Genomic DNA, 14,711 nt, shown 5'->3' with positions numbered 1-14,711 from the left:
ATAATGAACGTAAATATGTACAAAAAACAATTTGAAATCCGTTGGAGTGATGTTGATGCTAATGGCCATTTAGCAAACTCTGCATATACCAATTTTATGAGTCATGCACGGATGTCTTTCTTTGCAGAGCAAGGATTTTCTATGCCAGAAATACATAAACACGGTATAGGTCCAGTAGTATTTTATGAGCACATGTACTATTTTAAAGAATCATTTATTGGCATGCCTATAACTGTAACAATAGAAGTTTCTGGTTTGAGTGAAGATGGGATGTTTTTTATGTTTGAACATAATTTTTATGACCATAAAGGTCGAAATCTTGCCTATTGCGAAATGCAAGGTGGTTGGATAGACTTGAAAGCTAGAAAGCTTTGTGGGTTGCCAGAGAGTTTACAAGAATTAGCAGATAAATTCCCTAAATCTGAAAGCTTTAAAATACTAACTAAAGAAGATACCCGTAAGCATGGCGTGAAGCCAAAGAATATAGAATTATAGGCTCATTTAAAAGGCTTATGCTGCTTAAATGTTTTAATCGTCACATTTTTCACAAAGGGCTTTATTATTGTATTTGGTAAAGTTCTTTTATGTTTAAAATAGCAAGTTAAAGTTTCTGGTTCTGCACCAAGTGTGCTTTTTATTTCAGATGCAGTGCGACCTAAATTAATTCGTTTGGCTTTTGTTTCTAAGCCAAGCCTTACATAATCGTTGAGTATTCGAGGATAGATGCCAAACTCTTTATTATTGCTGTAATCTATACCAATAAAATGGGCATCTAGGTTGTCTTCATTTTTCATGGCAGATAAAAACCCAACAAGTTGATCTTCTAAAAAATAACCTATTACTGTAAACTCATCACTAAAGCTTTCTTTTAAAAAAGTGTAGGTATTTAAGTTTAAGATTTGCGCATTAAAATCAGCATTATCAATAGTATTCTGATAGAGTTCTTGTAGTTGTGATTTATAGGTTTCTATATCTTGTGCATTAAAATTTTTAGAAACTAAAACAGCACTTTTAGAATCTGCTTTGTTTGCTTTTACACGGTATTTGGATTTTAATGCTGCTTTGTAATCCTCAAAAGTTTGCCATTCTGGTTTTAAAGTAATAATCATATTTGGCTCTACTTGCATAGGCGTATAACCAAACTTATCGAGGTGTTTTGTAATATAAAGCGATTCGTTTTTAAAGTCTTTTACAAAAAGACCATTAAGCTTTTTTAATGATTTTGAGAGTCGTTTAATACCTTCGGCAAGTGTTTCAAAAGCTTCAATTTTTTCTTCACCCTCTTTTAAAAATGTACCATACTCTCCACTTAAAAAAACATTACCGCAAAACAAAATTCTTATATGGTTGTCACAAAACAAACGATTGATGTTTCGTTTTATCCATGCATTCATTTTTATATTCTGAGTAATAGTTTCAACACCAATTGTAACTAATTGTGTATTGGCAAAAGTAATAGCTTCGTCATTTCTGGTCACAAAAACATAGTTAAAAACAATATCTGTATTTGCTTGCTCAAAAGCTTTTAAAAACTCAGGAGAATAGTAAATATTTGTACAGCAGTTAAGAGTGTCCCAATAGGCTTGAGGAATGTTATCTACGGTATTAAATATTTCGGTTTTTAAACTCAAGATTTAACCTTTTTTGGTTTTATGGTAACTAAATATACTCCTAAAAATATTAGAACCATAGCTGAGATTTTAACAGTATCAACTACATCAGCACCCATGATAATAGCAAATAGGCCAGCAATTACAGGTTGTAAATAGATAAATACACCTACTGTAGTAGCTTTAAGTTTGCGTAATGCTAATGGGTTTAATAGGTAAGTGGCAAAGGTAGCACCAACAACAACAAATAATAAAGCGGTCCATGCATATGGCGTAAAGGCGGTCCATTCCATTTGAGTAATATCCTTAAATCCAAAAGGAAGAACTAATATAAAACCAAACAAGAATAACCATTTTATAAACGTAAAAGGATGGTATTTTTCTGTTAATTTTTTAATTAAAATAATATAGATGCTATAAGAAATGGCATTGATAAAAATTAGAGTATTACCCAAAACTATATCGTCACCAGCGCGAGCTGATTTGCCATAAATAGTTAATACGATTGCACCACTAAAAGCAAGAACAACACCTATAACTTTTAGAGGAGTGACTTTTTCTTTTAAAACAAAAGAGGACAATATTAAGATAATTACAGGAGTGATGGTTACTATCGCCGCTGCATGAATAGGTGTGGTTAGCTCTAGTCCTTTTAGAAATAATATCATATTAATCATGACCCCAAATACTGCAGCGAAAAAGAACTTAATGTAATCTTTCTTATCAATCTTTTCTTTAGGGAGTAGAGGGCTAATTAACCAAAATAGTAATGTTGCACCTCCAACTCGCAATATCACAAGGCCAAGAGGTTTTACAAAGTTTTCGTTAATAATCACTTTTGCAAACGTATAGTTAAGACCATACAGGAGCTGTACAAGAAATAATGCAACTATAGCAAAAGCTCTACTATTCATGTATAGCAAGTTTAGCAGATTCTACAGTTTTTTTAGAGTTGCCAATAAAGATTTGATTGTTATATAAAATGACAGGACGTTTTAAAAATGTATAATGTTCTAAAATATAGTTTTTATATTCTTCTTCTGAAAGCGACTTTTCTTTTAATCCTAATTCTTTGTATAGACGTGCGCGCTTACTAAATAAAGCTTCATAGCTATCGGTCAAAGCTCTCATTTCTTCTATTTGAGCTTTAGTCATCGTTTCTGTTTTGATGTCTTGAAGTATAAAATCAGAAGACAAGTTCAACTCATTTATAATACGCTTACAGGTGTCACAAGTACTGAGGTAATATATTTTTTTCATCATTAAAGAATCACTTAATTTGCAATTGCAAAGAAACTTCATTTCAAAGTAAAATACTGTACTTTTAATAAAAATATATGACAATGCATTACGATATTGATATCACTAGAAAAAATAGAATTCTGTTAGAAGGTTTTTTAGATAGGCTCACTTTAGAGCAGTTAAATAAAGTGCCAGCAGGATTCAAAAACAATATCATTTGGAACATTGCCCATAGTATTATTACACAACAATTATTGGTTTATAAATTGTCTGGGTTAGAAGGCGTATTGTCAGACAAAATGATTTCTCTATATAGAAAAGGCACAAAAACAGAACGAGACGTAAGCCAAGCGGAAGTAGAAGAGATAAGACGTTTATTATACGCCCCAATTAACCAAACTGAAGAAGATTATAACAACGGTGTTTTTAAAGGCTATAAAGAATATACTGTTTCAACAGGAAGTATACTAACAAATGTAGACGAAGCTTTGGCATTTAATAATTTTCATGAAGGCATTCACTACGGCTATATTTTAGCATTAATAAAAGCACTTTAAGATTATGGATTACTTTGGCATTGCATCAATATTAGTAGTTATATCTGCACTTTTTGGATATATAAATGTTAAGTTTTTAAAGTTACCGATTACTATTGGCTTAATGCTTATTACCATTGTATTTACTATGGGCGCTGTTGTTATTGGGCAGTTTGATGATACTATTTTACAGACTGAACGCGAATTTATTTCTAACATAAATTTTGGAACTTTACTCCTAGACGTCATGCTAAGTTTTTTGCTTTTTGCAGGTGCGTTACATACTAATTTTGACCAACTTAAAATACAGCGTTGGCCTATTTTAGCTTTTGCGACAATTGGTGTTTTAGGGTCTACACTTTTAGTAGGCGCAATAATGTATCCGCTTTTAACAGCTATGGGTTTTAATGTAACTTTTATTCATTGTCTGCTTTTTGGAGCATTAATTTCTCCAACAGATCCAATTGCAGTTTTAGGAATTTTAAAAAAAGTAGGTGCGCCAAAAAAATTAGAAACAAAAATAGTTGGAGAATCTTTATTCAACGATGGTGTTGGTGTTGTTATATTTTTAACCATTTATGCTATTGCAAAAAAGCCAAATGCTGCTATTGAAGTTTCTGAAATTGCAACACTTTTTATTCAAGAAGTTGGTGGAGGAATATTACTTGGAGGATTATTAGGTTGGATTGCTTATCGATTAATGAAATCCATTGATAATTACGAAGTAGAGGTTATTATTACACTTGCTGCTGTTATGGGAGGAACACTTTTAGCTCATAAATTACATCTATCTGCACCTTTAGCTATGGTTACAGCAGGTTTAATTGTTGGGAATGATACTATCAGAGAAACATCAATGTCTGAGGTTACAGAAGCTTATGTAGACAAGTTTTGGGAATTAATTGATGTGTTACTAAACACAATTTTATTTGTAATGATTGGTATGGAAATGCTAGTCCTAGCGCTAGACACAAGTTATCTCTATGCTGGTTTAATAGCCATACCTGTTATTTTAGCCTGTAGGTACATATCGCTTTTTGCACCGGTAAAAATCTTTGCGAAACGTTTAGATTTTGTGCCAAAAACAACTTTGATTATGACTTGGGGAGGTTTACGCGGAGGTATATCTATTGCACTGGCTCTTAGCTTAACAGTAGATATGAACAAAGATTTATTTCTGGTAATGACTTATATAGTGGTTATTGTTTCTATCGTAGGCCAAGGATTAACAGTTGGACCTATTATAAAAAGAATTACAAAAAAATATTCTAGTTAGATTTTTAGAAATTGTTGCACATTTTCAATTGGAATTACAAATTCTGTATATCCCTGATTATATGATGCTATCTCATACACATTGTATAATAAAATCACGCCTTCTTCATTAAAACCAATATTTTCAGGAAGCTGAAAAGATTTCCCAAAGAAAAATTCTGAAATATCAGAACCTTCATTTTTCATATGGTCTAAAAAGTAGGTTTCTGCGAGTTTTTTAAAACCCTCTACATCACTAAATAATTCTTCGTTTGAATATCGGTTTCCAGTTTCTGGATTAAAATTCAAAAATTGAATACTATCATTACCATGAGCACCACCTGTATCAGAATAAGTACTTAAACCCATTGTTATAATGTTTTCAGTTTTATAAAGCACTTCTGTTTCAATAGCTAAAGCCCATGCTTGTTGGCTCTCAGGAAATTCATTTTTAAATTCTATATAATCATTATCAAAAGCTTTTAAAGCATCTTCAATAGTTTTGTGAGCTTCAGAATTAGGTATAGATTTTAAGATTTCTGAAGTGATTGAAGTATTTACTTTTTTGGCAATGTCAGAAGTTGTTTTAGCCTTATCAAAAGAAACTTCAATATCTGCTTTATATGAGGTATTGATTATAGAAGTTTCAAATTCGAGTGGCTTTACGTCTTCGTTACATCCAAAAAAGAAAACTAAAGAGACTAGGAGTAGAATTATTTTTTTCAAACCAAAAGGACTTTTATTTAACATTTAATAAAGGTATGCTATACATTTGAATACAACGAATTAAGGGTTAAATTTGTTATGCTTTGAAAATTATTTTTTATGAAGTTCAATACAAAAACGATTCATGGCGGCCAACAACATGATCCTGCTTATGGTTCTGTAATGCCACCAATTTATCAAACGTCTACATATGCGCAATCTACACCAGGTGGTCATAAAGGTTATGAGTACTCTCGTACACATAACCCAACTCGTAGTGCTTTAGAAAACGCATTAGCCAGTATAGAAAATGGAAGTCATGGCTTAGCTTTTGGATCTGGATTAGCAGCAATTGACGCTGTTTTAAAATTACTCGAACCAGGAGATGAAGTCGTTTCAACAAATGATTTATATGGCGGAAGCTATCGTTTGTTCACTAGTATTTATAAGAATTTCGGTATTAAATTTCATTTTATTGGTATGGAAAATGCCGAAAAAATTGAAGATTATATCAATGAAAATACAAAACTCATTTGGGTAGAAACACCAACAAACCCTGTAATGAATATCATTGATATTAAAACTACGGCTAATATAGCAAAGCGAAAAAATGTATTGCTAGCTGTAGATAACACATTTGCAACACCTTACCTTCAACAGCCATTAGATTTAGGAGCAGATATAGTAATGCATTCTGCAACAAAATATATTGGAGGTCATAGCGATTTGGTTATGGGAGCTTTAGTAGTTAAAGATCAAGACTTAGCTAAACGTTTGTACTTTATACAAAATGCTAGTGGTGCGGTTTGCGGACCTCAGGATAGTTTTTTGGCTTTAAGAGGAATAAAAACACTGCATATTCGTATGCAACGTCATTGCGAAAACGGGAAAGCTGTAGCTGAATATTTGGCAAATCACCCAAAGATTGAAAAAGTATATTGGCCAGGTTTTGAAAGTCATCCAAATCATAATATTGCAAAATCGCAAATGAATGATTTTGGCGGCATGGTCTCTTTTGTAACTAAAGGAAATAATTATAATGAAGCGATTAAAATCGTCGAAAATATGAAGATTTTCACACTTGCGGAGTCTTTAGGTGGTGTAGAGTCTTTAGCAGGTCATCCAGCAAGTATGACCCACGCAAGTATACCAAAAGAAGAACGAGAAAAAACAGGTGTAGTAGACGCGCTAATAAGATTAAGTGTAGGTATTGAAGATGAAGCCGATTTAATAGCAGATTTAAAACAAGCGATAGGATAATTTGCTTATGTCTTTAATTTTTAGTCCAAATAATAGATGTAGCCAAAGTTTAGCCAAATCAATACGTCATTAAACTTATTAGAAGGTAATTTATGGTTTAAACCGTCAATCCAATCACTAAAGTAATATTGAAATCTTAAATCTATCATTAAATCTGAAAGTATAGTCAATTTGTATCTTGTACCTATACTAGAAACTACAGACCAAGCATTTATAGAACTTACGTCTATGGGATATTCTCCATTACTAGCTTGTATCCATGGGCCGTAAATATTGTCGGGGTTAAAAATATTATTATCAGAAGCACCAGCACCTTGACGTGCAAATGTGGTAAACTGTTTTGGAGATGACATGGTATAATGTGCACCCAAACTAACAAAAGGAGCCCAACCACCAGTATGTGATGAAAAAGCTCTAATACTAAGAGGGAAGTACTCTAACTGCATACCAATATCAAAGTTATTGGCTTCACCAGAATGCGCTCTTAATCGTTGCCCATCTATACCAAATTGACTAGCATCTACCCAACGACCAAAATGGTCTAATTTAGTCTTATTATAAGAAATCTCGCTTCGTAATTTAAAGTGATCATTAAAATAAGTGTCAGATGTATAGCAATTACAATCTGCTCTATAAGAAAAATTTATATAGTGAATAATGCCGATACCATAACCAGTATTACCAATATTATTTTCTTCATTAAAGCGTTGTCCAAAATCTGAACGAAACTGTACTGGTCCAGTAATGACACCCACTTCGTGAGAAAAGCCAAGTTGTGCTTGCGAAACATGTGTTGTTAAAATTACAACACAAATAATGAGTAACTGCCTCAGGTTAATAGTCATAGATTTAGCTCTTTTTTGGGCTTATTCATGGACAAATATAAAAAATATCGACGAAATACAAAATAAAACGGACGAAATGCATATTTATTGTTTGCATAGATTAAACGAAGCTAAAAATTAAATATTAAAAAGATATTGATAATATTAAAAAAATAAATCGATTTTTTTACAGATAATGTATCTTTGTGACTTAAAATTAAGAATACACTAATAATATATCAAATGAAAGATAAAATTGAAGCGTTTTTAGACGAAGTAAAGAAGCGTAATGGCCATGAGCCAGAATTCTTACAAGCAGTAGAGGAAGTTGCTGAAACTGTGATTCCTTATATAGTTAAAAATGATATTTATCACGGAAAGAATATTTTGCTTCGTATGGTTGAGCCAGAACGACTTATTTCTTTTCGAGTTTGTTGGGTAGATGACTCTGGAGAACTTCAAGTAAATAGAGGATATAGAATACAAATGAACTCCGCTATTGGCCCATATAAAGGGGGTTTACGTTTTCATCCTTCGGTTAATGCTAGTATTTTAAAGTTCTTGGCTTTTGAGCAAGTTTTCAAAAACGCATTAACAACATTGCCAATGGGTGGCGGTAAAGGGGGTTCTGACTTTAATCCTAAAGGTAAGAGCGATAATGAGATTATGCGTTTTTGTCATGCCTTTATGTCAGAGCTTTTTAGGCATATAGGTCATAATACGGATGTGCCAGCTGGAGATATTGGAGTAGGTGCTAGAGAGATTGGGTTTATGTTTGGAATGTATAAAAAATTAAAGAACTCTTTTACAGGTGTATTAACAGGTAAGGGACATTCTTGGGGAGGGTCATTAATTCGTCCAGAAGCTACAGGTTACGGAAATGTATACTTCGCACAAAATATGCTAAAAACTAAAAACGATTCTTTTAGCGGTAAAAAAGTTGTGATTTCTGGTTCTGGAAATGTAGCACAATATGCAGCTGAAAAAGCTATTGAATTAGGAGCAACTGTTTTAACCTTTTCTGATTCTGGAGGTTATATTTTAGATGAAGATGGTATAGACACGGATAAGTTAGCGTATGTTATGGACCTTAAAAATGTAAAAAGAGGACGTATTAGTGAGTATGTAGATAAGTATCCAAACGCAAAATATTTCAAAGGAGAAAGACCATGGTCAGTAGCTTGTGATATTGCATTGCCATGTGCAACTCAGAACGAGTTAAATGGAGAAGAAGCTAAGCAACTTATAGATAATGGTTGTATTTGTGTATCTGAAGGTGCAAATATGCCATCAACGCCTGAGGCAATTCATGAGTTTCAGAAGGCTAAAATTTTGTTTGCACCAGGAAAAGCATCTAATGCAGGAGGTGTTGCAACTTCAGGTTTAGAAATGAGTCAAAACTCATTAAGATTAAGTTGGACCAGAGAGGAAGTAGATAATAGATTAAAAGATATCATGGAAGATATACATGATTCTTGTGTGAAATATGGTAAAAATGATGACGGCTCTATAGATTACATAACGGGAGCAAATATTGCAGGTTTTGTTAAAGTAGCAGATGCTATGTTAGCCCAAGGTGTGGTTTAATTTATAATCTTAATACACGAAAAAGCTCCTGCTAACATTGTAGGAGCTTTTTTTATATATGATAACGCAAAAAATAACGTTAGTAATAAATATATTTGAACAAACTTAAATTGAAATGATAAAACGATACATTCTCGTTTTTTTTGTGATTTTCTTCACGACTTTTAAATCAGATGCGCAAGATTTTTCAGCACTCTGGCAAGACTATTTTTCTTATTACAACATTGTAGATGTAACACGTAGTGAGTTTAAAATTTTCGCAGCTTCAGAAAATGTAATTTTCAGTTATGATGTAAACTCTAATGAAGTTGAGAAGATTACAACCATACAAGGACTTTCAGGAGAATTAATTTCTACAATAGAATATAGCGAGGAAAATCAATTACTACTTATTGGATATAAAACGGGTCTTATGGAAATTTATTTCGAGTCTGACCAAAGTGTATTAACTGTAGTAGATATTCTTGAAAAAGAAAGTATTGACCCAAGTATAAAAGGTATTAATGATTTCTATGAACATGAAGGTTTGGCATATATATCTACAGATTTTGGAATTTCGGTTTATGATTTAGAGCGTTTAGAGTTTGGTGACACTTATTTTATAGGAAACAACAACACGCAAATACCTGTTGAAAAAACTACTATTTTTAATGGTTTTATTTATGCTGCATGTAATGCAGGAAATGGTATTAGAAAAGGATTATTAACCAATCCAAATTTAATAGATGCTAGTCAATGGCAAACTATTACGAGTGGCAGTTATGTATCTATAGAAACAGTAGATAACCGTTTGTATGGTCTACGCACAGATAGAAATCTAATTGAGTTTGTCAATGATGTATTAACACCGGTCTTTACTTTTAATTTACTACCATTAGATTCAGAATCAGTTGATGGTCAGTTGTTATATACAAATAACAATTCAGTTTTTATATTTAATTCTTCGGCAGTCATAATAACGCAAGTCAATCAAACCACAGATTTTCAGACACAATATTCATCGGCAATTAGTTTTGGTACAGATATTTATATTGGTACAAGTACTTTTGGAGTATTGCGTACAAATATTAGTGATACCACTACTTTTGTTGAAATTAGGCCAGATGGACCTTTAAGAAATAATGGCTTTAAAATTCAAGCTTTTAGAGAGGGATTATGGGTGACATTTGGGGAGTATACAGATAGATTAAATCCATATCCACTTAACAGTAGAGGTGTGAGTATATTAAGAGGGGAAGAATGGACAAATATACCATTTGATAGCCTTCTAGGAATGCGTGAGTTAAATAAAATTACAATTAACCCATCAAACCCTAACCAGGTATTTGTGAGCTCTTTCATAGATGGACTATTAGAGTTTAACAACTTTGAGCCTACTAATTTTTTTGATGAAACAAATAGTCCACTTCAATCACTTATTATCCCTTCATTGCCAGATTTAATCGATATCAGAACAGGAGCTTCTGCCTTTGATGATGAAGGAAATCTTTGGAATATGACGAGTAGAGTGGATTTGGCATTAAAATCTTATAATCCTTCTAATAATCAGTGGCGAACATTTAGTTTTGCATCATTTATTGTCGACCCAGTATTTGATGAATTAGGGTTTTACGATATAGTGATTGACAATAATACTGGAACAAAATGGATAGGGTCAGCTAGTAATGGACTTATTGCATTTAATGAAAATGAAGGCACTAGCATAAGACAAATAGAAGACGAAACCCAAGGGTTAACTTCATCTAGAGTAAGAGCATTAGCATTAGATAAATCAAATCAACTTTGGATAGGTACAAGAAATGGACTTAGAGTGCTATTTAATACCTCAGGCTTTTATGAAGAAGAAAATCCCTTTGTTGAACCTATAATTTTTCTAGAGGACGGTTTAGCTAGAGAATTACTTGAAAACCAAGAAATTACTGATATTGAAGTAGATGGGTCTAATAATAAGTGGATTGGAACAGTAGATTCTGGAGTATTCTACGTTAGTCCAAACGGTCAGTCAACTATTTATCATTTTACTACAGCAAACTCGCCATTACCAACAAACACGATTAATGACATCTCAATTGACGAAAGTAATGGAACTGTTTATTTTTCAACACCTAATGGTTTGCTTTCATTTAAGGCTGGAGGCACATCTCCAGTAGAAGAATTAGATGATGCATATGCATATCCTAATCCAGTAAGACCCGAGTACGATATTTTAGGAGCAAATGACTTAAACGATATTAATAAAGGTGTTAAAGTTGTTGGCCTAACGGAAAATGTAAATATTAAAATCACAGACATTGAAGGTAATCTTGTCGCAGAAGCGCAATCACGAGTTAATAGACGTAACTCTAACCTTAGAACCAATTTTGCCATTGATGGAGGAACCGCAATATGGAATGGTAAAAACTTAGCAAATAATATCGTCGCTTCAGGAGTATATCTTATCATAATTAATGATTTAGATTCTTTTGAAAGTAAAATAATAAAGCTTCTTATTATAAGATAATCATTGTATTTATGCTCATTAAATCCAATATTATTGTTCTGAGTAAAATAAAGTATAAAGATTACGATTTAATTGTTCGTGCATATACTAAGCATAGAGGCACTGTTAGCTATCTTATAAAGGGAGGGCTCAAATCTTCAAAAACTAGCCGAGCCAAAAGTGTTTATTTTCAGCCTTTAATGCAATTAGCAGTTGAAGAAAATTACAAGCCCAACCAATCATTACATTACTTAAGAGACATAAAGTCTAATTACATATATAAGACATTATATAGTAACGTCTATAAGAGCGCTATAGTTATGTTTTTATCTGAATTAATGACAATGGTCTTAAAAGAAGAAGAAAAAAATACAGATTTATTTCATTTCATAGAGACGGCGTTTCAATATTTAGATAGTGAAGACGATTATGCCAATTTCCATTTATTATTTCTTTTAAAATTAAGTCGATATTTAGGTTTTCAGCCATGTGAATCAAAGGAGAATACATTCTTTTTTAATTTGAGAACTGGCTATTTTGAAACACAATCAGAGGGGCACTATTCAGTTTCTGGGAAGAATTTAACATTGTTAAAACAACTACTAGGCATAAATTTTGATGCTATTTCAACTATAAAAATTAATGCACTTGAAAGGCATAGCTTTTTAGATATGCTATTGTTATATTTTGAGTTACATTTGGAGGGTTTTAAAAAACCAAAATCATTAAAAATCTTAGGCGAGGTTTTTCGCTAACAAATCATACTTTTAGGTTGAATTTTTTACGTGCAAAGATTATAGTAATTATCTTTTTAATGTTAGGCTTAATAGGCCAAGCACAGACAATTGTTGTAAAAGAAAAAGCTTCAAAAGAACCAATTCCCGGTGTGGTTCTTTACAATCTAAAAAAAAATAAATCAGTAATCACTGATATTGATGGTAAGGTAGTAATAGATGTGTTTTCAGAAAATGAAGTTATCTATTTTCAGAATTTTCTTTATACCAAATTGCAACTAACAAAAAGCGAAATTACACAGAGCGGGTTTGAAGTTTTTATGACTCTAAGTATAGAGGATTTAAATCAAGTAGTTATCTCAGCTTCAAAGTTTGAACAAAACAAGAGAGATATACCACAATCTATAGTTAGCGTTAGTGCTAGTGACATTGCATTAGCAAATCCTCAGACTAGCGCAGATGCTTTAGCAGCTACAGGAAATATATTTGTGCAAAAAAGCCAACTAGGTGGAGGTAGTCCTATTATTAGAGGTTTTTCTACAAATAGATTACTCATTGCAGTTGATGGTGTTCGCATGAATAATGCCATATTTAGAGGCGGAAATTTACAAAATGTCATTTCCATAGACCCTTTTGCTATTCAAAATACAGAGGTAACACTTGGTGCTGGTTCTGTGGTTTACGGAAGCGATGCTATTGGCGGTGTTATGAGTTTTTACACTAAAAAGCCTCAGTTATCTTATAAAGACGATGCGTTTATAAAGACTAATGCAGTTACAAGATATGCTACTGCAAATAATGAAAAAACAATACATGCAGATGTAAACCTTGGTTATAATAAATGGGGTTTTCTATCTAGTGTAAGTTTTACTGATTTTGAAGATTTAAGAATGGGTCGTCATGGCCCCGACGAATATTTAAGAACACAGTTTGTAGAAACTGTAAATGGGACAGACATTTTGGTTAATAATTCTGACCCATTAATACAAAACCCTACAGGTTACAATCAGATTAACTTAATGCAAAAGGTACATTTTGAACCAGCAGACAATTTAAAATTCGACTTAGGCTTGCATTACTCAGGCACATCGGATTTTGCAAGATATGATAGACTTATTAGACCTAGCAATAATGGTTTGCGTTCTGCGGAATGGTATTATGGACCTCAAAAATGGTTTATGAGCAATCTTACTGTGACTAAGTTAAGCAGTAGTTCTACTTTTTATGATAAGATAAAGGCGACAGTAGCATATCAAAATTTTAAAGAAAGTAGAATTGATAGAAACTTCCAGTCAGTAACTCGAAGAACACGTTCTGAGCAGGTTGATGCATTTTCATTTAATTTAGATTTAGAAAAGAGGCTGAGTAAAACCTCAAGTTTATACTACGGATTAGAGTACCTGTACAATATTGTTGGTTCTGTTGGATTCGAAACAAATATAGATACAGGACAAAATACTGCATCTTTGTCAAGGTATCCAGATGGTGCTACATGGCAATCTATTGCAGCTTACACGAGCTATAAGTATAAACCCAATAAGAAGTTTGTTTTCCAGTCAGGATTACGATATAACCACATAATATCTAATGCAAATTTTGAGGCTAATAATGTGTTTTTAAATCTTCCTTTTAATACATCTAAAATAAATTCGGGAGCTCTAACGGGAACTGCAGGTATTAGATGGATACCCAGTGACTTAATAGAGTGGAATTTAAATGCTTCAACAGCCTTTAGAGCACCTAACATAGATGATATAGGTAAGGTTTTTGATTCCGAACCTGGCTCAGTGGTGGTACCTAACAATAATTTAAAGCCAGAATATGCGTACGGAGGTGAGCTTGGTCTTAAACTTAACTTTAATGATAAAGTAAAGTTAGACTTAGCCACATATTACACGTTTTTGGATAATGCTTTAATACGTCGTGATTTTACACTAAATGGACAAAGTGAAATTCTTTATGATGGAGAATTAAGTACTGTACAAGCTATTCAGAATGCATCTCAAGAGTATATCTATGGTTTTGAAATGGGTGCTGAGGTTAATTTTTCTGAAAAATTACAGCTAAGGTCGCAATACAACATTATAGGTGGTACCGAAGAAGCTAATGGATTAGAAGCGCCAGTAAGGCATATTGCTCCAAGTTTTGGTCGCACACATTTAACATACAAACATAAGAAATGGACATTTGATGCTTTTGCGATATATAATAATGAGTTAAACTTTAATGAATTGGCGCCATCAGAAATTAGTAAAGATTATCTCTATGCTAGAGATGAGAATGGAAACCCATATTCTCCTTCATGGTATACTTTAAACTTAAGAACTCAATTTAAGATTAACGATAATTTTGAATTAACTACAAGTCTAGAGAACATAACAGACCAACGCTATAGACCTTATTCTTCAGGTATTGCTGCAGCTGGAAGAAATCTTATAATTTCTCTTAAGTATAGTTTATAAAAAAAACTCCAAACAATG

General features: G+C 32.6%; 13 protein-coding genes. 8 read left to right on the top strand and 5 right to left on the bottom strand.

The window, feature by feature from the left end; translation table 11 throughout:
- Nucleotides 1-15 precede the first annotated feature (15 nt).
- Nucleotides 16-495, top strand: a complete 480-nt coding sequence (locus Q0770_RS03135; RefSeq protein WP_299113900.1) for a thioesterase family protein — start codon at nucleotides 16-18, stop codon at nucleotides 493-495.
- Between the two features lie 2 nt (nucleotides 496-497).
- Here the strand turns inward: Q0770_RS03135 and Q0770_RS03130 are convergent, their stop codons facing one another.
- From Q0770_RS03130 to Q0770_RS03120, 3 genes are read right to left on the bottom strand one after another with little or no spacing between them, the layout of a single operon-like run.
- A complete protein-coding gene (locus Q0770_RS03130; protein WP_299113898.1) occupies nucleotides 498-1,631 on the bottom strand; it encodes a hypothetical protein in 1,134 nt (377 codons plus the stop codon).
- Nucleotides 1,628-2,524: a DMT family transporter gene (locus Q0770_RS03125; RefSeq protein WP_299113896.1), complete on the bottom strand. Its 897-nt coding sequence runs from the start codon at nucleotides 2,522-2,524 to the stop codon at nucleotides 1,628-1,630. Before Q0770_RS03125 ends, Q0770_RS03130 begins: the two co-directional genes overlap by 4 nt.
- Nucleotides 2,517-2,870 carry an arsenate reductase family protein gene (locus Q0770_RS03120; protein ID WP_299114073.1) on the bottom strand — a complete coding sequence of 118 codons (354 nt, stop codon included), beginning with the start codon at nucleotides 2,868-2,870 and terminating at the stop codon, nucleotides 2,517-2,519. The genes Q0770_RS03125 and Q0770_RS03120 overlap by 8 nt, the downstream gene beginning before the upstream one ends.
- An 83-nt stretch (nucleotides 2,871-2,953) precedes the next feature.
- On the opposite strand from Q0770_RS03120, the gene Q0770_RS03115 reads away from it, so the two are divergent.
- Nucleotides 2,954-3,409, top strand: coding sequence for a DinB family protein (locus tag Q0770_RS03115; RefSeq protein WP_299113894.1), 456 nt, complete (start codon nucleotides 2,954-2,956; stop codon nucleotides 3,407-3,409).
- Nucleotides 3,410-3,413: 4 nt separating this feature from the next.
- Nucleotides 3,414-4,664 carry a sodium:proton antiporter gene (locus tag Q0770_RS03110; protein ID WP_299113892.1) on the top strand — a complete coding sequence of 417 codons (1,251 nt, stop codon included), beginning with the start codon at nucleotides 3,414-3,416 and terminating at the stop codon, nucleotides 4,662-4,664.
- Here the strand turns inward: Q0770_RS03110 and Q0770_RS03105 are convergent.
- The gene (locus Q0770_RS03105) at nucleotides 4,661-5,368 is read right to left on the bottom strand and encodes a DUF3298 and DUF4163 domain-containing protein (protein WP_299113890.1); all 708 of its coding nucleotides are present in this window, start codon (nucleotides 5,366-5,368) and stop codon (nucleotides 4,661-4,663) included. The two genes, Q0770_RS03110 and Q0770_RS03105, sit on opposite strands and share 4 nt — an antisense overlap.
- 99 nt (nucleotides 5,369-5,467) lie before the next feature.
- Here Q0770_RS03105 and Q0770_RS03100 point away from each other — a divergent pair, with 99 nt between their 5' ends.
- A complete protein-coding gene (locus Q0770_RS03100) occupies nucleotides 5,468-6,607 on the top strand; it encodes a cystathionine gamma-synthase (protein WP_299113888.1) in 1,140 nt (379 codons plus the stop codon).
- Between the two features lie 20 nt (nucleotides 6,608-6,627).
- Here the strand turns inward: Q0770_RS03100 and Q0770_RS03095 are convergent, their stop codons facing one another.
- Nucleotides 6,628-7,452, bottom strand: coding sequence for a glutamate dehydrogenase (locus Q0770_RS03095; protein ID WP_299113887.1), 825 nt, complete (start codon nucleotides 7,450-7,452; stop codon nucleotides 6,628-6,630).
- A gap of 222 nt (nucleotides 7,453-7,674) precedes the next feature.
- Between Q0770_RS03095 and gdhA the strand changes: the two genes are divergently transcribed.
- The 4 genes from gdhA to Q0770_RS03075 all read left to right on the top strand — a co-directional run bounded on the left by gdhA (nucleotide 7,675) and on the right by Q0770_RS03075 (nucleotide 14,693).
- On the top strand, nucleotides 7,675-9,018 hold the full coding sequence (gene gdhA, locus Q0770_RS03090; RefSeq protein ID WP_299113885.1) for an NADP-specific glutamate dehydrogenase: 1,344 nt from the start codon (nucleotides 7,675-7,677) through the stop codon (nucleotides 9,016-9,018).
- Nucleotides 9,019-9,133: 115 nt separating this feature from the next.
- Nucleotides 9,134-11,518: a two-component regulator propeller domain-containing protein gene (locus Q0770_RS03085; protein WP_299113883.1), complete on the top strand. Its 2,385-nt coding sequence runs from the start codon at nucleotides 9,134-9,136 to the stop codon at nucleotides 11,516-11,518.
- Nucleotides 11,519-11,529: 11 nt separating this feature from the next.
- Nucleotides 11,530-12,252: a DNA repair protein RecO gene (gene recO / locus Q0770_RS03080; protein ID WP_299113881.1), complete on the top strand. Its 723-nt coding sequence runs from the start codon at nucleotides 11,530-11,532 to the stop codon at nucleotides 12,250-12,252.
- Nucleotides 12,253-12,311: 59 nt separating this feature from the next.
- Nucleotides 12,312-14,693, top strand: a complete 2,382-nt coding sequence (locus Q0770_RS03075) for a TonB-dependent siderophore receptor (protein WP_299113879.1) — start codon at nucleotides 12,312-12,314, stop codon at nucleotides 14,691-14,693.
- Nucleotides 14,694-14,711: the final 18 nt, after the last annotated feature.

Source organism: uncultured Winogradskyella sp. (assembly GCF_947501905.1).
Classification (GTDB): domain Bacteria; phylum Bacteroidota; class Bacteroidia; order Flavobacteriales; family Flavobacteriaceae; genus Winogradskyella.
The sequence above is the reverse complement of the archived record's forward strand: the minus strand, read 5'-3'. Positions and strand labels throughout refer to the sequence as shown.